The organism is Achromobacter sp. ACM05, assembly GCF_019218915.1.
Taxonomy (GTDB): Bacteria; Pseudomonadota; Gammaproteobacteria; order Burkholderiales; family Burkholderiaceae_B; genus Achromobacter; species Achromobacter animicus.
Genome location: NZ_JAHUWQ010000001.1, coordinates 1,415,186 through 1,433,360 on the forward strand (window position 1 = coordinate 1,415,186; position 18,175 = coordinate 1,433,360).

At 65.6% G+C, this 18,175-nt stretch carries 19 protein-coding genes; 12 read left to right on the top strand and 7 right to left on the bottom strand.

Going from position 1 to position 18,175, the window contains the following annotated elements; translation table 11 throughout:
- Nucleotides 1-8: 8 nt before the first annotated feature.
- The 4 genes from KW836_RS06490 to KW836_RS06505 form a co-directional block, all read right to left on the bottom strand.
- Entirely contained in the window at nucleotides 9-815 is an 807-nt protein-coding gene (locus KW836_RS06490; RefSeq protein ID WP_218342750.1) for an SDR family oxidoreductase, read from the bottom strand.
- A 23-nt stretch (nucleotides 816-838) separates the two neighbouring features.
- On the bottom strand, nucleotides 839-2,038 hold the full coding sequence (locus tag KW836_RS06495) for an ABC transporter substrate-binding protein (RefSeq protein WP_218342751.1): 1,200 nt from the start codon (nucleotides 2,036-2,038) through the stop codon (nucleotides 839-841).
- 32 nt (nucleotides 2,039-2,070) lie between these two features.
- The gene (locus KW836_RS06500) at nucleotides 2,071-3,003 is read right to left on the bottom strand and encodes a 3-keto-5-aminohexanoate cleavage protein (protein ID WP_218342752.1); all 933 of its coding nucleotides are present in this window, start codon (nucleotides 3,001-3,003) and stop codon (nucleotides 2,071-2,073) included.
- A gap of 234 nt (nucleotides 3,004-3,237) precedes the next feature.
- Nucleotides 3,238-3,519 carry a peptidylprolyl isomerase gene (locus tag KW836_RS06505; protein ID WP_006385706.1) on the bottom strand — a complete coding sequence of 94 codons (282 nt, stop codon included), beginning with the start codon at nucleotides 3,517-3,519 and terminating at the stop codon, nucleotides 3,238-3,240.
- A 289-nt stretch (nucleotides 3,520-3,808) separates the two neighbouring features.
- On the opposite strand from KW836_RS06505, the gene KW836_RS06510 reads away from it, so the two are divergent.
- The 8 genes from KW836_RS06510 to KW836_RS06545 all read left to right on the top strand — a co-directional run bounded on the left by KW836_RS06510 (nucleotide 3,809) and on the right by KW836_RS06545 (nucleotide 10,398).
- Entirely contained in the window at nucleotides 3,809-4,546 is a 738-nt protein-coding gene (locus KW836_RS06510) for a FadR/GntR family transcriptional regulator (RefSeq protein ID WP_239216150.1), read from the top strand.
- Nucleotides 4,547-4,582: 36 nt separating this feature from the next.
- The gene (locus KW836_RS06515; RefSeq protein ID WP_218342753.1) at nucleotides 4,583-5,941 is read left to right on the top strand and encodes an aromatic ring-hydroxylating dioxygenase subunit alpha; all 1,359 of its coding nucleotides are present in this window, start codon (nucleotides 4,583-4,585) and stop codon (nucleotides 5,939-5,941) included.
- Complete coding sequence (locus KW836_RS06520; protein WP_218342754.1) at nucleotides 5,938-6,507, top strand: 3-phenylpropionate/cinnamic acid dioxygenase subunit beta; 570 nt, start codon at nucleotides 5,938-5,940, stop codon at nucleotides 6,505-6,507. Before KW836_RS06515 ends, KW836_RS06520 begins: the two co-directional genes overlap by 4 nt.
- Nucleotides 6,508-6,612: 105 nt before the next feature.
- A complete protein-coding gene (locus KW836_RS06525) occupies nucleotides 6,613-7,605 on the top strand; it encodes a tripartite tricarboxylate transporter substrate binding protein (RefSeq protein ID WP_255595149.1) in 993 nt (330 codons plus the stop codon).
- Between the two features lie 5 nt (nucleotides 7,606-7,610).
- Nucleotides 7,611-8,804 carry an FAD-dependent oxidoreductase gene (locus KW836_RS06530; protein ID WP_218342755.1) on the top strand — a complete coding sequence of 398 codons (1,194 nt, stop codon included), beginning with the start codon at nucleotides 7,611-7,613 and terminating at the stop codon, nucleotides 8,802-8,804.
- 18 nt (nucleotides 8,805-8,822) lie between these two features.
- Nucleotides 8,823-9,149, top strand: a complete 327-nt coding sequence (locus KW836_RS06535) for a 2Fe-2S iron-sulfur cluster-binding protein (protein ID WP_056324760.1) — start codon at nucleotides 8,823-8,825, stop codon at nucleotides 9,147-9,149.
- Between the two features lie 44 nt (nucleotides 9,150-9,193).
- Nucleotides 9,194-9,403: a hypothetical protein gene (locus tag KW836_RS06540; protein ID WP_056324762.1), complete on the top strand. Its 210-nt coding sequence runs from the start codon at nucleotides 9,194-9,196 to the stop codon at nucleotides 9,401-9,403.
- Nucleotides 9,404-9,420: 17 nt separating this feature from the next.
- Entirely contained in the window at nucleotides 9,421-10,398 is a 978-nt protein-coding gene (locus tag KW836_RS06545; protein WP_218342756.1) for a 2-hydroxyacid dehydrogenase, read from the top strand.
- 82 nt (nucleotides 10,399-10,480) lie between these two features.
- Here the strand turns inward: KW836_RS06545 and KW836_RS06550 are convergent, their stop codons facing one another.
- Nucleotides 10,481-11,473 carry a tripartite tricarboxylate transporter substrate binding protein gene (locus KW836_RS06550; protein WP_224776933.1) on the bottom strand — a complete coding sequence of 331 codons (993 nt, stop codon included), beginning with the start codon at nucleotides 11,471-11,473 and terminating at the stop codon, nucleotides 10,481-10,483.
- A 165-nt stretch (nucleotides 11,474-11,638) separates the two neighbouring features.
- Nucleotides 11,639-12,655, bottom strand: a complete 1,017-nt coding sequence (locus tag KW836_RS06555; RefSeq protein ID WP_175122273.1) for an amino acid ABC transporter substrate-binding protein — start codon at nucleotides 12,653-12,655, stop codon at nucleotides 11,639-11,641.
- Nucleotides 12,656-12,874: 219 nt separating this feature from the next.
- Between KW836_RS06555 and KW836_RS06560 the strand changes: the two genes are divergently transcribed.
- Entirely contained in the window at nucleotides 12,875-13,999 is a 1,125-nt protein-coding gene (locus tag KW836_RS06560; protein WP_218342757.1) for an FUSC family protein, read from the top strand.
- 52 nt (nucleotides 14,000-14,051) lie between these two features.
- Nucleotides 14,052-14,273 carry a hypothetical protein gene (locus KW836_RS06565; RefSeq protein WP_175137947.1) on the top strand — a complete coding sequence of 74 codons (222 nt, stop codon included), beginning with the start codon at nucleotides 14,052-14,054 and terminating at the stop codon, nucleotides 14,271-14,273.
- 42 nt (nucleotides 14,274-14,315) lie between these two features.
- On the opposite strand, the gene KW836_RS06570 is transcribed toward KW836_RS06565, so the two are convergent.
- Entirely contained in the window at nucleotides 14,316-15,248 is a 933-nt protein-coding gene (locus tag KW836_RS06570; protein ID WP_218342758.1) for a LysR family transcriptional regulator, read from the bottom strand.
- 167 nt (nucleotides 15,249-15,415) lie between these two features.
- On the opposite strand from KW836_RS06570, the gene KW836_RS06575 reads away from it, so the two are divergent.
- Both KW836_RS06575 and KW836_RS06580 read left to right on the top strand, forming a co-directional pair.
- Nucleotides 15,416-16,426 (top strand): tripartite tricarboxylate transporter substrate binding protein, encoded by a 1,011-nt coding sequence (locus KW836_RS06575; protein WP_175122277.1) that lies wholly within the window; start codon nucleotides 15,416-15,418, stop codon nucleotides 16,424-16,426.
- Between the two features lie 33 nt (nucleotides 16,427-16,459).
- Entirely contained in the window at nucleotides 16,460-18,175 is a 1,716-nt protein-coding gene (locus KW836_RS06580) for an amidohydrolase family protein (protein ID WP_218342759.1), read from the top strand.

Consider the following 18,175-nt stretch of genomic DNA (forward strand, 5'->3'; position numbering starts at 1 on the left):
CCACGCCGTCATTGCGCCGGCGGCTGCCACGGCAGCGATTGCAGATCGCCGTCGATGCTGATTGCCTGGCCGCTGACCATGGCCCCGAACGGACTGGCCAGAAACAGCGCCATGTTGGCGATGTCCGCCGCGCGCACAAACTGCCGCAGGCTGACGCCCGACAGCTCCAGTCGGGTCTGTTCCTCCACCGACAAGCCCATGTTCTTCGCCCGGGCCGCAATCACGCGTTCTATGCGTGGTCCGGCGACCAGTCCCGGAAGCAGCGCATTGACCCGGATGTTCAACGGCCCCAGCTCCATTGCCAGCGAACGTGTCAAGCCCACCACGCCCCATTTGGTGGCGGCATACGGCGTGCGCATGGGCAGGCCCATCCGGCCCGCCACCGAACTGATGTTGATGATGCTGCCACCGCCCGCCTCGCGCAGCGCCGGCAGCGCGTGCCGCACGGTGTGAAATTGCGAGGCCAGATTGATGTCCAGCGTCGCGTCCAGCTCCGCTTCCGTGATGTCGGCGATGCCCGCCGTCGGCCCCGCGATGCCGGCGTTGTTCACGAGCACGTCAAGCCCGCCCAGATGCGACAGCGCGGTCTGCATGTAGCGGTCGATCTCGGCTCGGCTGCCCACATCTGCGCGCGCCCAGGGATGGTGGCACGCGGCCAGGGCTTGTTCATCCACGTCGCACAGATGCACGCGCGCGCCGCGCTCCACAAACGCGTCGGCCAGCGCGGCGCCGATGCCGGACGCGCCGGCCGTGACGATGACGCGCTTTCCGAACAGGTCGACGGGCAGGGCGGTGATCGCGGCGGGCGTATGCATAGGGGTTTCCGGTCGGGTCATGGTCAGGGCTTCATCAAGCGGCAGGTCGATTCCGCAGGCGACGTATACACCTGGTCGCCCGGCACCCGCGCCACCAGCTTGTAGTAATCCCACGGCGCCTTCGATTCCGCCGGCGTCTTCACCTGCATCAGGAACATGTCGTGCACCATCAGCCCGTCCGCACGGATCTTGCCGTCCTTGACGAAGAAGTCATTTACCGGATTGGCCTTCAACCACTTCATGATGGTGTCGCCGTCGGTGCTCTTGGTGGCTTCCACCGCCTTCAGATAGGTCGTTGCCGCGGAATAGTCGCCGGCCTGCAGCATGGAAGGCTTCTTCTTCATCACGGACTCGAAACGCGACGCCCATTTACGCGACGCGTCGTCCTGATCCCAGTACCACGCCGTGGTCAGGTACATGTTCTGCGCCGCTTGCAGGCCCAGCGCATGCACGTCGGTGATCAGCACCAGCAGGCCGGCAATCTTCATCTTGGGCGTCAGGCCAAACTCGTTGGCTGCCTTGACCGCATTGCTGGTGTCGCTGGCGGAATTGGCCAGGCCCAGCACCTGCGCGCCCGAGGCCTGCGCCTGCAGAATGAACGACGAGAAATCGGCCGTGTTCAACGGGTGCCGCACCCGGCCCTTGGCGTTGCCGCCATCGTCCTGCACCACCTTCGATGCGTCCCGCTCCAGCGCGTGACCAAACGCGTGGTCCACCGTCAGGAAGAACCAGTCCTTGTTGCCTTCCTTCATCATCGCGCGCGCCGTGCCTCGCGCCAGCGACACCGTGTCGTAAACGTAATGCACGGTATAGGGCGTGCACTGCGAATTCGTCAGCTCGGACGCGCCCGCGCTCACCACGAAGAACGGCGTCTTCTTTTCCTCGGCCACCTTCGCCATCGCCAGCGCTGCTGCAGAGTTTGCGCCTGCGATCAGCATGTTCACGCCGCGCTGATCCAGCCATTCCCGGGCGCGTGACGACGCGATATCCGCCCGGTTCTGATGGTCTGCGACCAGCACTTCCACCTTCTTGCCTGCCACGGTGCCGCCCATGTCCGCGATCGCCATCTTGATCGCCTCGGCCCCTCCCGGTCCATCGGCGTCGGCCGACAGCCCCGACATATCCGTGATGAATCCGATTCGGATGACCCCGTCATCGGCCTGGGCCGCGCCCGCCATGCCCAACAGCGCGGCCAATGCCGTCGCACGCAACGTTTTCTTCATGTCTCGTCTCCCCACTGGGTGGATGTGTGTTTTCAGAACGCGACGTTGCCGCGTCCCTTCAGTTGCAGGGTCTCGCGTGCGTCGTCGGGTGTGGCGACCTGCAAGGACAGGTTTTCCAGAATCCGCCGGATGCGGCGTACCTGGTCTGCGTTGGACTGCGCCAATTCGCCGGGGCCGTCCCACAACGAATCTTCCAGGCCCACGCGCACGTTCCCGCCCATCGTGGCCGCCATCGTCGCCAGCGGCGTCTGCTTGCGCCCGGCGGCCAGCACCGACCAGATGTAGTCATCGCCAAACAACCGGTCCGCCGTGCGCTTCATCATCATGACGTCTTCCGGGTGCGTGCCGATGCCGCCGCGGATGCCGAACACAGACTGGATCAGGAACGGCGGCTTGAGCAGCTTGCGGTCCACGAAATGCGCGGCCGTGTACAGGTGGCCGATGTCGTAGCACTCGATCTCGAAGCGCGTGCCGTTGTCACTGCAGGACGTGAGGATGTGCTCGATGTCCTTGAACGTGTTGCGGAAGATCAGGTCGTTGCTGCCCTCCAGATAGGGCCGTTCCCAGGCGTGTTGAAATTCCTTGAACCGCTCCAGCAGCTCATACATCCCGAAGTTCATCGACCCCATGTTCAGCGACGCGACTTCGGGCTTGAACTGCAGGGCCGGCGCCATGCGCTCGGCAATGGGCAACACTGGCGATCCACCCGTCGTGATGTTGACCACAACGTCCGACGCCTCCTTGATGCGCGGCAGAAACTGCCCATACAGCGCCGGATCCTGCGTAGGCTGGCCGGTGTCCGGCTGACGCGCGTGCAGATGCACGATGGCCGCGCCCGCCTCGGCGGCATCCAGCGCAGACTGCGCGATCTGATCGGGCGTGACGGGCAGATAGGGCGACATCGACGGCGTATGGACCGAACCGGTGATGGCGCAGGTGATGATGACCTTCCTGGACTTTTTCATGGGCCTCTGGCGCCGTGTGATTGCGCTGTGGATTCTTGTGGCCCCGGCTGTCTCCTCCGGGTGTAGGCCATTCTGTCGCAGGCCTTCGGGTCCTGTCACCTGAACAGAAATTATCAATTGATAGGGAATCCGGTGCTGCGGTGCAGCGTGGGGTGGCGCTGGCGCCAGGCGAAAAAAAACCGCCGCCAGGATTGCTCCTGGCGGCGGCTTTCTGAGCCAGTTGGCGGCGAGGACTTAGTCCTTGCGGCTGGTCACTTCAACGAGGTGGTAGCCGAATTGGGTCTTCACCGGGCCTTGCACTTCGCCGACCGGGGCGCTGAACACGACGGTGTCGAATTCCTTGACCATCTGGCCCGGGCCGAAGGTGCCCAGGTTGCCACCGTCGCGGCTCGACGGGCAGCTCGAGTTTTCCTTGGCGAGCTGGGCGAAGTCAGCGCCGTTTTCGATGGCGGTCTTGAGTTCGTTGGCCTTCGCTTCGGTGGAAACGAGGATGTGACGGGCGGAGGCTTGTGCCATGAGGGAACTCCTTGCAGACTGATTTGGGGAGGGGAGAGTAACGCATTCGCGTGAACTCGCTACGTTGGCAATGATAAACGGGGATTGATCCGGCCCCGGATCAGGCTTGGTGTGCGCATGTGACCAGCATCCGCACTTCCCCTAATACCTGCCCATATCCTTATACGATTATCGTATTTTCAACGCTCCCCTCCCGGGACGCGTCCACAGCCGAGGCAACGCGGGCTGGCAATGAGATGCACGTTTTCGGACGAGACTTCCTATGCCTGATTCAGCTTCCCGAGTACTGTTGAAAAGAGAGTCGGTCCCGCCGTTCTCGTCAGAGCCCAATCTGACGGACCGCGTCACCGAGATGCTGCTGGACGAGATCACCAGTGGCGACTACCAAGTCGGCGAGGTCCTGCCCCCAGAGCAGACCATCGCCACCCGGCTTGGCGTTTCGCGCACCGTGCTGCGCGAAGCGGTTTCCCGCCTGAAGGGCGACGGCATTGTGCAAAGCAAGCAGGGCCGCGGGCTGACCGTCATGCAGACGGCGCGGCCGTCGGTGCTGCGCATGCAGGCGGCGGACATTGGCGACGCGGATCAGGTGCTGCGCATCGTGGAATTGCGCCGCGGCTTCGAGATTGAAGCAGCTCCACTGGCGGCGGCTCGGCGGGACGAGGACGATCTGGCCGCGATGCGGCTGGCGCTGCGCAAGATGGCCGATGCGATTGCGTCGGGCGACGTGGCGGTTGGCGTGGATGCCGACATGGAGTTCCACCGCTGCGTGGCGCGCGCCACGCGCAATGAACACTATCTGAATTTCTTCGATTTCCTGGCGGTCCTGCTCAAGAAGAACCTGCGCGTGTCGCGCTCGCGGTCGGCCAAGATCGCGGGCCGCGGGGCGCAGGCGCAGAAGGAGCATGAAGCGCTGTTTGCCGCCATCGAGAAGGGCGACGTGGAGCTGGCGCGGCAGTACGCGCGCACGCACGTCGACAACACGGAAGCACGTCTGCGTACAGCGGCGGCCACGGCTGAGAAGCCGTAGGCGCCCAATAAGGGCATCCTCCAAGGGGAAGTGGTGATGGGTCAGAAGACGATCGATGAGTTGGTGTGCGCCGAGGAAGGACTGGTCAGCCGGTCCATCTTCGTGGACGAAGAGATCTTTCAGCAGGAACTGAAGCAGATCTTCTCGCGCGCGTGGCTGTTTGTGGGGCACGAAAGCCTGGTGCCCAAGCCGGACGATTACTTCGTCTCGCGCATGGGCACGGAGTCCGTGATCCTGACCCGCGACCGGCAGGGGCAGATCCAGGTCATGCTCAATAGCTGTGCGCATCGCGGCATGAAGCTGTGCCGTTATGACCACGGCAACAACCGGACCTTCACCTGTCCGTACCATGGCTGGAGCTTTTCCACCGACGGCAAACTGGTGGAACGGCCCGGCGAGCTGGTCGGGGTGCCCGGCCACGCGACGCACTACAAGGGCGAGCTCGACAAGAAGCAGTGGGGCCTGAAGACGGTGGCGCAGGTGGTGAACTACAAGGGCGCCATCTGGGCAACGTGGGATCCGAACGCGCCGCCGTTCCTGGACTACATCGGCAACATGCGCCTGTACCTGGATGCGGCGCTGGACCATCGCAACGGTAGTCCTGGCGGCTCGGAGGTGATCGGCGGCGTGCAGAAGTGGCGCGTGAAGTGCAATTGGAAGTTCGCGCCCGAGAACTTCATTGGCGATCTGTACCACGACATCAGCCACCGCTCGGTGGACATCGTGGGCATCGGGCCGGGCGGCGGAAAAGGGCGGCGCGATGCGTCGGCCACGCGGTCGGCGATCTGTTTTCCGGAACTGGGCCACGGCCTGCTGGGCCGCTTGCCGTTCTACGAAGAAGGCCCCTACGCGCCGCAATACGGCCGTTACCCGGAGGTGGAAGCCTACTACCGCGAAATCCATGAGCAGCGCGAACGCACGCTGGGTTCGGCGATGCGGGTGCAGACCAGCGTGGGCACCATCTTTCCGAACATGTCGTTCCACGGACGCCAGCCGCGCACGCTGGCGGTGTTCCATCCGATCAGCTCGACCGAGATGGAGATGTGGCGCATGTATCTGGTGGACAAGGATGCGCCGGAGGCGGTCAAGGAGGCGGCTCGCCATTATTTCCTGCGCTATTCCGGACCGGGCGGCATGACGGAATCGGACGACATGGAGAACTGGACGGGCGCCACCGAGGCCAGCATGGGTGCGATGTCGCGCGAACTCTTCTTCAACTACCAGATGGGCGTGGGCCACCGGCAGGACGTACCCGAGATTCCCGGCTGTGCGGTCAACGGCGAATACACCGAGGAAAACGCCCGGATCTACTACCGGCGCTGGGCGCAGTTCATGAACGGCCTGTCCTGGGACCAACTGATGGCGGGCGCGGTGCGCCTTGAGGAGGCGGCATGAACGCACCCATCGAGAGCGCGCCGACCGTTGCGCAGGACGACAGCGTGGACGACATGCTGCTGTGGTGGGAAGCGCACCGCTTTCTGCACTACGAGGCCGATCTGCTGGACCACCGCGAGTTCGACAAGTGGCTCACCCTCCTGGACGAGGCCATCACGTATCGCATGCCGCTGACGCGCAATGTCCGTCGCGATGCGATGGCGCAGGAATACTCCGGCAAACAGGACGCCGCGTGGTTCGACGAAGGCATCGACACGCTGCGTCAGCGCGTCGCGCAGATCAAGACGGGCATTCACTGGGCCGAAGAGCCGGCCTCGCGTGTGTCCCATCTGGTGACCAACATCCGCGTGCTGGACGTGACGCCCAACGAGGGCGGCGGCGACCTGGTGCGAGTGCGGTCGCGCTTTCTGATCTACCAAAACCGCCTGCAATCCGAAGTGAATCTGTTCGTGGGCAAGCGCGAGGACGTGCTGCGCAGGCGGGACGGGCGCTTCACGATTCTGTCGCGTGAGATCCACCTGGACCAGAACGTTCTCTTATCGAAGGCGCTGACGATCTTCTTCTAGCGCGCTGATGCCGGACCCGGCCCGCCTGCCGGGATTCGATGGTTTTCCTTCCACTCGGGGCCTGACCGCCGACAGGACGCGCTCGCCCATACCTGGAGTTGCAGCATGCAAAGACGTACTGTACTGAAGGCCATTGCCGGCGCGGCCGCGATGACGGCGACGGGAATCTCGTGGGGCGCCGACGCGGCGTATCCCAGCAAGCCGATCCGCCTGATCGTGCCGTATCCGCCGGGCGGCGTCACGGACGTGGCGGGTCGCCTGGCCGGCGAGATCCTCACCCGCAAGTTCGGCCAGCCGGTGGTGGTGGAAAACCGGCCGGGTGCAAACGGCATGATCGGCAGCCAGCAGGTGGCTTCGGCGCCGCCGGACGGCTACACCCTGCTGCTCAACGGCCTGGGCGGCATGGTGCTGCCGATGGCCACCGTGACCGGACTGCCGCTGGACACGGCGCGCGCCTTCACGCCGATTGCGCAGATGGCCGAATTCATCAACGTGCTGATCGTGCGGGCGGATTCGCCGATCCGCAGCGTCGACGACCTGATCGCCACGGCGCGCAAGCGCAGCAAGGACGGCCTGAACTATGGGTCCAACGGCATCGGCTCGTCGGTGCATCTGACCACCGCTTTCTTCGCGCAGCACACGGGCACCAACCTGCTGCACGTGCCGTACAAGGGGAGCGGCGAGATGCTGGTGGACGTGGTCAATGGCAATCTGGACTTCAGCTTCAGCAACCTGCCGCCGGTGATGGGCCTGATCCGCAAGGGATCGATTCGCCCGATTGCGGTGACCAGCAGCTATCGCAGCAAGCAGTTGCCGGGTGTGCCGACGATGGCCGAGCAGGGCGTGGCGGACTTCGACGTGACGAGCTGGCTGGGCGTGTACGGCCCCGCCGGCATGCCGCCCGACATCGTGCAGAAGCTCAGCGCGGCTTTGCAGGAAGGCATGGCGCAACCGCAGTCGGTGGAAACCTTGACCGCCGCGGGCTTTGAGCCCAAGCCGCGAGGGGCCGACGCCTTTGCGGAGCTGAACCGGGCTGAGCTGGCCCGCTGGAAGCAGGTGGCCACCAAAGCCAGCATTTCCCTGAAATTCGGAGCCTGAGCATCATGGAAACCTCATCAGCCCCGCTGCGCGTCCACACGGCCATCATCGGCGCGGGGCATGCGGGTGTCGAATGCGCGTGGGCCTTGCGCGCCGCGGGCGTTGAAGGCGATATCGCGCTGTTCGGCGCGGAAACGCATGCTCCCTATGAACGGCCGCCGCTGTCCAAGGCCCTGCTGACCGGCTCGACCAGCGCCGAGCGCATCGCGTTGCGCGCGGGCGCCGCCTACGAGAAGTCGCGTGTGATCGTGGTGGCGGGCGATCCGGTGGCCGCCATCGATACCGCGGCGCGCACGCTGCGCACGGCGTCGGGCCGCGAGGTGGCCTATGAACATTGCGTGCTTGCCACCGGCGCCAGCGCGCGTGGCATTGCGGAGGTGGCGGGCGAACAGGTGTTTTCCGTGCGCGGCCTGGACGACGCGCACCGGCTGCGCGAGGCGCTGCGCCCCGGCATCCGGCTGCTCGTCGTGGGCGCGGGTTATCTGGGGCTGGAGGCGGCCTGCTCGGCGCGCAAGCTGGGCGCCGAGGTGCTGGTGTTGGAGCAAGGCGGCAACGTGATGGCGGGCAAGGTGTCCGAACCCACCGCCACGCGCATCGGCGACCTGCACCGCGAGGCCGGCATCGAGATCCGCCACGGCGCGGCGGTGCGCCGCTGGGAACGCACGGCGACGGGCTGGCGCGCCCATCTGGCCAGCGGAGAGCCCATCGACGCTGAACTCGTGCTGGTGTCCATCGGCGCGGTTGCCGAGACGGCGCTTGCCGAAGCGGCGGGCCTGATCTGCCTGGACGGCGTGGTCGTCGACGAATGTTGCCGGACCTCGGCGCCCGACGTCTACGCCATTGGCGATTGCGCAAGCGCCTTTCGCGGAGAGCTGCAGCGTTATGCCCGCATCGAAAGCGTGCAGAACGCGCTGGCGCACGCGCGCACGGCGGCGGCGACCATTGCCGGCAAGGCCCCGCCAGCGGCGCGTCCGCCCACCTTCTGGTCCGAACAGCAGGGCCGCCGTCTGCAGATGGCCGGCCTCGTCGACCCGGCCGCGCCTTGCCGTGACGTCCTGCTGCCCACCGCCAAGGGCTGGCTGGTCGAACGCTATCAGCACGGGCGCCTGGCCGCGATCGAAGCGGTCGACAGTCCCGTGGAATTCATCAAGGGCGTGCCACGCATCGGCGCGCCCGAAGCGGTTGCGGCCGCTGTGTAAACGAACCCTGGAGACAACATGCCCGTTGCGATATTTGAATTGCCCGATGGCGCCGAACAGGTGCTGGACGTGCCCGACGACTGGTCGCTGATGGAAGCCGCGCGGCGCGATGGCCTGGAAGGAATCGTCGCCGAATGCGGGGGCGGCGCCATCTGCGGCACCTGCCACGTGCAGGTGGACGCGGATTGGCACGCGCGGCTGGAGCCGCCCGGCATGGCCGAGGAGGCGCTGCTGGAAGTCGTGCCCGAGCGCTGTCCGACCAGCCGACTGTCCTGTCAGGTCATCATGACGCCCGAGCTGGACGGCATTCGCGTACGCGTGCCTTCGTCGCAGCTTGAACTGTAGCCGCGGCGCCTGACTCGCAAGACGCGAACCGAAGGAGCAATCGCATGGCCGACAACAAATCCATCAACCTCGTCGATCTGCAACCCGGCGTGCGCGTGCGCATGGCGGGCGGCGCATTGGCCGAGATCGTCGAGAACCCGCAAGACGGCTTCTGGCTGATCGTCCGTTACCTGGACCATCCCGCCGAGCCCGCGCTGGTCGACGCCGGAGAGCAACAGGTGTTTGCCACCGACGTCGAAGCAATCGAACCCTGACCCCACTGGAGCCCCCAATGAATCAAAAGCCCAAAGTCATCGTCTCCGCACCCGTGCCGCCAGACCTGCGCGAGCGCCTCGCTGAGCGCTGCGACATCGTCGAAGTGCCCACCGGACAGAATCCGGCCGAGGTGCTGGGCGCGGACGAGCGTGCGCAGATCGAAGGCATGGTGTGCACCGTGCGCACCAAGGTCGATCAGGCGCTGCTGGATGCATTGCCCGCGCTGAAGGTCAGCTCGAACTTCGCAGTTGGGTTCGACAACGTCGACCTGGCGGCCGCCACGCGGCGCAAGGTGCTGATCTGCAATACGCCGGGCGTGCTGGATGGCGCGGTGGCTGATGTGACCATCGGCCTGATGCTGTGCCTGTCGCGCAACCTGGTGGCGGGCGACGCCTTCGTGCGCAGCGGCGCCTGGACCAAGGGCGCCTTTCCGTTGACGCGCGACATCCGCGGCAAGACGCTGGGCCTTTTGGGTATGGGCCGCATCGGCCGTGTCGTGGCGCGCGCGGCGCAGGCCTTCGACATGAAGGTGATCTATCACAACCGTCGCGAGGACCCGCAGGCCGAAGGCCTGGCCACCTATGTGGATCGCGATGAACTTTTCAAGACGTCGGACGTGCTGAGCGTGCATATCCCGCTGTCGGCGGAAACGCGCCATTCCATTGGCAAGCGCGAATTGGAACTGATGAAACCCACGGCGTATCTGATCAACACCGCGCGTGGCCCCGTCATTGACGAGGCCGCGCTGATCGAAGCGCTGCGCGCCGGCACCATCGCGGGCGCGGGGTTGGACGTGATGGAGCAGGAACCGCTGCCGGCCGACAGCCCGCTGTGCGCCTTGCCGAACGTGGTGCTGCAGGCCCACGTAGGCAGCGCCACGCACGAAACGCGGCGCGCGATGATCGATTTGGCAGTGGCCAATCTGATGGATGCGCTGGGAGGCCAGAAGCCGCAGGCCATGGTCAATTCCGAGGTCTGGCAGGCGCGCGCCTGACGGCACTGCGCCGATAGACGCGGCCCCGCCAAGATGGGGCTGACGTGGCGGGGCCGGCGCATGCAGCCGGTCCCGCCTTTCACTATTTCCCGCCGTAATCCACCACGATTCCCGCCTGCTGCGCGACCTCGCTCCAACGCTTGAACTCCGCCTTGGAGAACGCCTGGAACTGCGCGGCGTCGCGCAACTTGGGTTCAAAACCGGCGTTGATGATGCGGTTCTGGTATTCCGGCGCGGCCAGCCCGGTGACGATGGTGTTGGACAGTTGGGCGATGATCGCCGGGTCCACCTGCGCGGGCGCATACATGCCCAGCCAGCTCGTCACGTCGAAGTCCTTCATGCCCTGTTCCTGCATCGTCGGCACATTGGGCAACTGCCGCGCGCGGTAGGCGCTGGTCACCGCCAGCGCCTTCAGGCGCTTGCCGTCCACCATGGGCAGCGTTGGCGGCAGGTTCATGAAACAGAGGTCCAGGTCGCCGTTGGCCGTGCCCACCAGCGCCTCGCTGGCGCCTTTGTACGGCACATGATCGAACTTCAGCCCCGTGCGCATGGCAAAGAGTTCGGCCGTCATCTGCGACGAACTGCCGACGCCGTTGCTGCCGTACAGTGGTTTGCGCTTCGTGGCGCGCAGGTATTCGATCAGCTCCGGCACCGTATTGGCCGGATGGTCCACGCGCACGACGAGCGCGTTGACGAACTCGGCCACCTGGGCGATGGGAAGCAGTGCGGTGGGGATGTCGATGGGCAGCCCGCGCAGCGTGGCGGGGGGCAGCACGTTGTGGCCAAGACCCCCGGTGGTGAGGGTGTAGCCGTCAGGCTTGGAGGCGGCGGCGGCCTGCATGCCGATGACGCCACCGGCGCCGGCGCGGTTTTCGATGACCACGCTCTGGCCGTACTTGGCATAGAGCAGGTCGCCGACCAACCGTCCCGCAAGATCGGTGGCGCTGCCTGGGGTGGATGAGACGATGATCTTGATGACGCGGGACGGATACGCCCCGTTCTGTGCCCAGCTTGCGCCGGTCAGGTGCAGGCCGGCGGCGGCCCCCATCAGCTTCAACGCACTGCGACGTTTCATGACGACTTCCCCTTGGGTTATAGACCTACTGCTTCACGTGCTGCTCCAAAAATGTGATCCGGACTTTGTACGATAAACATATTTCTCGTACGGTACGGGGCCCACAAGCGCACGCAAATTGCGGCTAACCCTAGGGGAGTCGTTGCGGGCCTTGCGGCCCGTTTTTTAGCGCACCGGCCAGCCGTACATCAGGCCGCCGTTGCGGTACGAGGCGTTAAGCCCGCGTTCCAGTTTCAGGGGGCTGTTGGGGCCCAGGTTCTTCTCGAAGCTCTCGCCGTAATTGCCGACGGTCTTGATGATGTTGTAGGCCCACTTGTCGTCCACGCCCAGGTTCTTGCCCATGCCCGGCGTCACGCCCAGCAGGCGCTGGATGTTCGGGTTGGTGCTTTTCAGCATCTCGTCCACGTTCTTGGACGTGACGCCGTATTCCTCGGCTTCCAGCATGGCGTTCATGGTCCAGCGGACCAGGTTGAACCACTGCTCGTCGCCTTGGCGGACCATGGGGCCGAGCGGTTCCTTCGAGAAGTTCTCCGGCAGGATGTCGTACTTTTCCGGGCTTTCCAGGTTGCTGCGCGCGGCGGCAAGCTGCGACTTGTCGCCCGTGAATGCGTCGCAACGGCCCACGGCGAAGGCGCGGATGATCTCGTCCAGGCGCTCGACGACGACCGGCTTGAAGTTGACGTTCTGCGAACGGAACCAGTCGGCCAGGTTCAGTTCGGTGGTGGTGCCCGGCTGCACGCAGACGGTGGCGCCTTCCAGTTCCTTGGCGCTTTTCACGCCCAGGGACTTGTTCACCATGATGCCCTGGCTGTCGTAGTAGTTGACGCCCACGCCGATCAAGCCCAGCGTCGTGTCGCGGGTCAGCGTCAGGGTGGTGTTGCGGGTCAGCACGTCGACTTCGCCGGATTGCAGGGCAGTGAAGCGCTGCACGGCGCTGATCGCCTGGATCTTGGCCTTGGACGCGTCGCCGAACAGGGCGATGGCCAGCGCGCGGCACAGGTCCACGTCCAGGCCGATCCAGCCGCCCTTGCTGTCGTTCACGGAAAAGCCCGCGACGCCCGTGGATACGCCGCAGTGGACAAAACCCTTGCTTTTGACCGCGTCGAAGGTCGCGCCGGCATGGGCGGTCCAGGACGAGATGAACAAGGCGGTTCCTGCCGCAGCCAGTTTGAGTGCTTTCATGGTGTCTCCGCGCAGCGTTGCGCATGTTTATCGCTCAGCCGAAGGCTGAAGTGCGGCGCATAGTACCAGTGGGTCCGGGAGGGAGAATCGGGGAATTCCCCTTAAATCCGCAAGACGGAATTTGATGAGGAATAGAATCGGGCATGCGCGGCTCGTCGCGCCGCGCTTGCCCGCGGCGGCCGGCGGGCCGAATACGCCAGACCGCACCCACGCCAGCCTATGAAACGACACGACGATCCCGCAGGGCCGGACGACCGCCCGAGGCGCCCCTTCGCCTTCGTCAAGGACCAGCTGCACGGCACTTGGACCGAGCTGACCCGGGTCAACGCCAGCGACCGCCCGTGGGAAATGCCCCTGGCCGCCGCGCTGTCGTCGGGCCTGCCGCTGATGGTGGGCGCGTATTTCGGGCGCATGGACTACGGGCTGATGTCCAGCCTGGGCGGCATGGTGTTCCTGAGCTTGCCCAATGCCTCGTTGCAGATCCGCATGATGATGCTGCTGGCCGCGTCGTTCGGCATGGTCGCCTGCTACGCACTGGGCGCGCTGACGCAATTCTGGCCAACCGCCACCATCGCGGCGCTGACGCTGATTGCCATGGTGGTGAACATGGTGTGCCGCTGCTATCGCCTGGGACCGCCGGGCAGCCTGTTCTTCATCATGGCCACGGCGATTGCCGCCTACACGCCCGGCACCGTCCACGACGTGCCGCTACGCGTGGGCATGGTGGCGCTGGGCTGCCTGGTTGCGTGCCTGGTGGCCTTTGCTTATTCGCTGCACATGACGCGCGTCGCGCCGCCGCCCGCGCCCATCGAGCTGCCCAAGCCGACCTTCGATTTCGTGGTCTACGACTCGGTGATCATCGGCCTTTTCGTCGGTATCTCTTTGCTGGCGGCCGAACTGCTGCAGCTTCAACGGCCCTATTGGGTGCCGGTGAGCTGCCTGGCGATCATTCAGGGCGCCAGCCTGCGCGCGGCGTGGAGCCGGCAGATGCACCGCATCCTGGGCACGGCGGTCGGCCTGTGCGTGGCGTGGGCGCTGCTCAGCTTGCCTCTCAACGTCTGGACGTTGAGCCTGGTGATGATGGCGCTGTCCTTCGGCATCGAGACGCTGGTGGTGCGGCACTACGCCAGCGCGGTTGTGCTGATCACGCCCTTGACCATTTTCCTGGCCGAGGCGCCGCATCTGGGGCAGGGCTATCCCATCGACGTCATCGAGGCGCGCTTTGTGGACACGGTGCTGGGCGCCTTCATCGGCGTGCTGGGCGCGGTGCTGCTGCACAACCAGCGCATCCGTCCCGTGCTGTCGCGATGGATGCGGGCGGTGCTGCCCCGCCGGGTGAATTGACGCCGCCGCGCCAACGCGGCAGCATGGGCTTTCCGAAACCCTGGAGGTACTCATGGATTGTTCTGTCGAAGGAAAGGTCGCGTTCGCCGACGGCCAGTCGTATCACTTCGCGACCGTGGACGCGGCGCTCGCATTCGCGGAATGCGTCAAAAGCACCCAGAATCCCGCGCAGTGCGCCGCCACGCACGGCAGCACCAGTCAGGTCAAGCTTGAAGACGTGGCCGCGCAGGAAGACGCGGAGCGGCGCGAGCAGGATCCGGGGGCGGGTGTGTGAATCGCATGGCGCGGGGAATGACACCGCGCCATCGCTCAGGGATCAGTCCGCCGCCCCGTCAGCCCCTTCGCCCGCCAGATACGCCTGCACCAATGTGATGATCCGTTCCGCGGTAGGCGACAAGCTGCGGCGGGCGCGGTGGATGACGCTGTAGGTCAGCGGGCCGGAGGCCGGATAGGGCAGGGGCAACGGCACGAGCGCCCCTTGCGCCAGCTCGGCGACGATGGCCTCGCGTGTGCAGAACAGCACCACGTCGCTCCCCACGGCCACGTCGCGCAGCGCGCTGACGCTATCGCACTCGAAGGCAATCGGCAGTTCATCCACGCCGGCCACTTGATACAGCTTTGCCAGATACTCTCGCGCGCGCTGCGGCAGGTCGGTGGCAGCCAGCCGATATTGCGCCAACGCGGCACGTAACTTTGGCTTTCGGACCGATTGCAGCGGATGCCCGGCCCGCACGAAAAGGCCGCCGTGCTGCGGTGGCAACGCACGCACGATGAAGTCCGCCGGCGGCGGCAGGCTGTGCGTTACCGCCACGGCAAAGTCCAGCTTGTCCTGCAACAGCTTGTCCAACAGCCGCTGCCAGCTTTCGATTTCTACATGCACGCTCAGGCCCGGGTGATCGCGTGCCAGGCGGACCAGCAGCGGCGACAGAAACCCCGCCGCCGGAAACGCCCCGACCCCGAAGCTGACGCGTCCCGTGTCGTGGCCCCTCATCAATTCGGCCTCGCGCCGAAGGGCGAGAACATCGCCCAGGATGCGGCGCGAACGGTCGAGCACCATTTTTCCCGCCTGTGTCGGCGTCACGCCGATCGACGCGCGATCCACCAGCACCAGGCCCAGCGTCTCTTCAAGGGACTGGATGCTGCGCGTCAGCGCCGACTGCGTCAGATGCAGCCGCTGGGCCGCCCGAGAGAAGTGCCGCTCTTCGGCAAGGACGGAAAAGTGCTGGAGCGAACGTATCGTCAGGCCCATGTATTTTTCTCATCGGAATTGCGCCAAATATGCAATTGATTCGGGTCAGTTGCAAGACTAAAACAGCTTGACCACGGGCCGGCAGCAAATGTTGCCAGCACCCGGGAAAACACCATACAGAGCGATGCGCGGCCCCGCGACACGCCAACCTCGCAGGAGGAGACAACATGAACCGCAAGCCGATATTCCATCTGGCGGGCTGGAGCGCAGCCGCTGCGCTGAGCATGCTGGCCTGTACGGCGGCCGTCGCGGCGCCATCCCCGCAACCCGACGCCTGGCCTGCCTCGGGCAAGCCGATACGCATGGTCGTGCCGTTTCCGGCGGGGTCGGGCTCGGATTCGCTGGCGCGCATGCTGGCGGCCAAGGTGTCGCAGCAGACCGGCGCCTCCGTCATCATCGACAACAAGCCGGGCGCGGGCACGATGATCGGCGCGCAGGACGTGGCGCGCGCCAAGCCGGACGGCTATACGCTGCTGTACACCATCGTCGTCACGCACACGCAGAATCCGCATCTGTACAAAAAGCTGCCGTACGACCCGGTCAAGGACTTCACGCCGGTCCTGCAGGCGGTCAGGTCGGCCACCGTGCTGGTCGCCAACAACAACGCGCCGTTCTCCACAACCGCCGAGCTGATTGCCTACGCCAAGGCGAACCCCGGAAAACTGAACTACGCCTCGTACAGCGCCGGGTCGACCTCGCACCTGAATGGCGAGATTCTCAAGATGAAAACGGGCACCGACATCGTCCACGTGCCCTACAAGGGCACTGCCGACGCCAGCCGCGCGCTGCTGGCGGGCGATGTGCAGGTCTACTTCGACGGCACCGCCACGGCGGTCGAAAACGCCCGCGCCGGCAAGGTCAAGCTGCTGGGCCCGGCGACGGACCGGCGCCTGAGCGTGCTGCCTGAATTGCCGACGCTGGAGGAGCAGGGGATCGAGGGTCTGAACATCGTGGGCTGGCAAGGCATCTTCGGTCCGGGCGACATGCCGCCCGCACTGGCCGAACGCGTGGCCCAGGTGTTTCGCGCCGCGCTGGAAACCCCTGAAATCACCCAGACCATTCTGTCGCAAGGCAATGAGGTCAGCGGCGCCGGGCCGAAGGAATTCTCGGCCATCGTGCAGCGCGACAGCGCGCGGTGGGGCGACGTGATCCGCCGGATCGGGCTGGTATTGGAATAAGGCTGACGGGCCCGCGGGCCCCAGGAGACAACAATGCACGATGTAGTGATACGCGGCGGCACGCTGGTGGACGGTTCAGGCGCCAGCTCCCGGGTGGGCGACCTTGCCATCGACGGCGGCCGGATCGTACAGGCGGGCGGCAAGGCGGGCGCCGCGCGGCGAGAGATCGACGCGGCGGGCGCATTGGTGACGCCGGGCTGGGTCGACATCCACACCCATTACGACGGCCAGGCGACGTGGGACCCGTACCTCAGCCCATCGACATGGCATGGCGTCACCACCGCCATCATGGGCAACTGCGGGGTGGGCTTTGCGCCGGTAAAGCCCGACCGTCGCGAATGGCTGATCAAGGTGATGGAGGGCGTCGAGGACATTCCGGGCTCGGTGCTGTCGGAAGGCATCGAATGGGACTGGGAAACCTTTCCCGAGTATCTGGATGCGCTGGATCGGCGGCCCAAGGCGCTGGACATCGGGGCGCAGATCCCGCACAGCGCGGTGCGCGCGTACGTGATGGGCGACCGCGCCATTCATCACGACGAGGCCTCGCCCGCCGACCTGCTGGCCATGCGCGAGGTCGTGCGCGCCGCCTTGCAGGCGGGGGCGGTCGGCTTTTCGACGTCGCGGACGTTCCTGCACAAGTACGACGAGCGCAAGTACCCGCCGGGCACGTTCGCCACCGGCGAAGAGATCAGCGCGCTGGGCTCCGTCATGGGCGAAGTCGGCCACGGCGTGTTCCAGATGACGGCCAACCATCCCGCGATGGAGGGCGAGATTCCCTGGCTGGAACAGCTTGCCCGCCACAATCGTCTGCCGGTGCTGTTCAACCTTCAGCAGACCGACGGCGCGCCTGACGTCTGGAAGCAGATCGTACGCACGCTGGACAAGGCGCGCGATGAAGGCGTGCCGCTCATGGCCGGCATCAGCGGCCGGCCGCTGGGCATCCTTTTCTCCTGGCAAAGTTCGTTGCATCCCTTCATTGCCCATCCGACCTATCAGGCGCTGCACGCGCTGCCCCTGCCAGAAAAGCTCGCGCAACTGCGCGATCCGCAGGTCCGCCAGAAAATCATGAGCGAGCAGCGTGGCCTGCTGGACCGCCGGGCCGAGACTTTGTTCAGCAGCTTTCACAAGATCTACCGGCTGGGCCAGGACCCCGACTACGAGCCGCTGCCGGAAGACAGCGTGGCGGCCATGGCGGCGCGCACCGGGCGCCCTCCGTTGGAACTGGTGTATGACCTGATGCTGGAGAACGAGGGCCGGGCGATTCTCTACTATCCGTCCTTCAACTACTCATACGAAAACCTCGATCACCTGCACCAGCTGATGCAGCATGCCAACACGGTGAACAGCCTTTCCGACGGCGGCGCGCATTGCGGCTACATCTGCGATGTCAGCATGCCGACCTTCATGCTCAGCCACTGGACGCGAGACCGCCGCCGAGGTCCGCTCCTGCCGCTTGAACACGTGGTGCGCCGGCAGACCCGCGATACCGCGCTGGTGTATGGCTTGCACGATCGCGGGCTATTGCAGCCGGGATACAAGGCCGACATCAACGTCATCGACCCGGATGCGCTGAAGGTGCATTGCCCGGAAATGGTGTTCGACCTGCCGGGAGGCGGGCGCAGGCTGGTGCAGCGTGCCGATGGCTACGCGGCCACGCTGGTCAACGGTCTGCCGATCTTCGAACGCGGCGAGGCAACGGGAGAGCTGCCGGGCAAGTTGTTGCGGGGGGGCGGACCGCAACCGGGATGA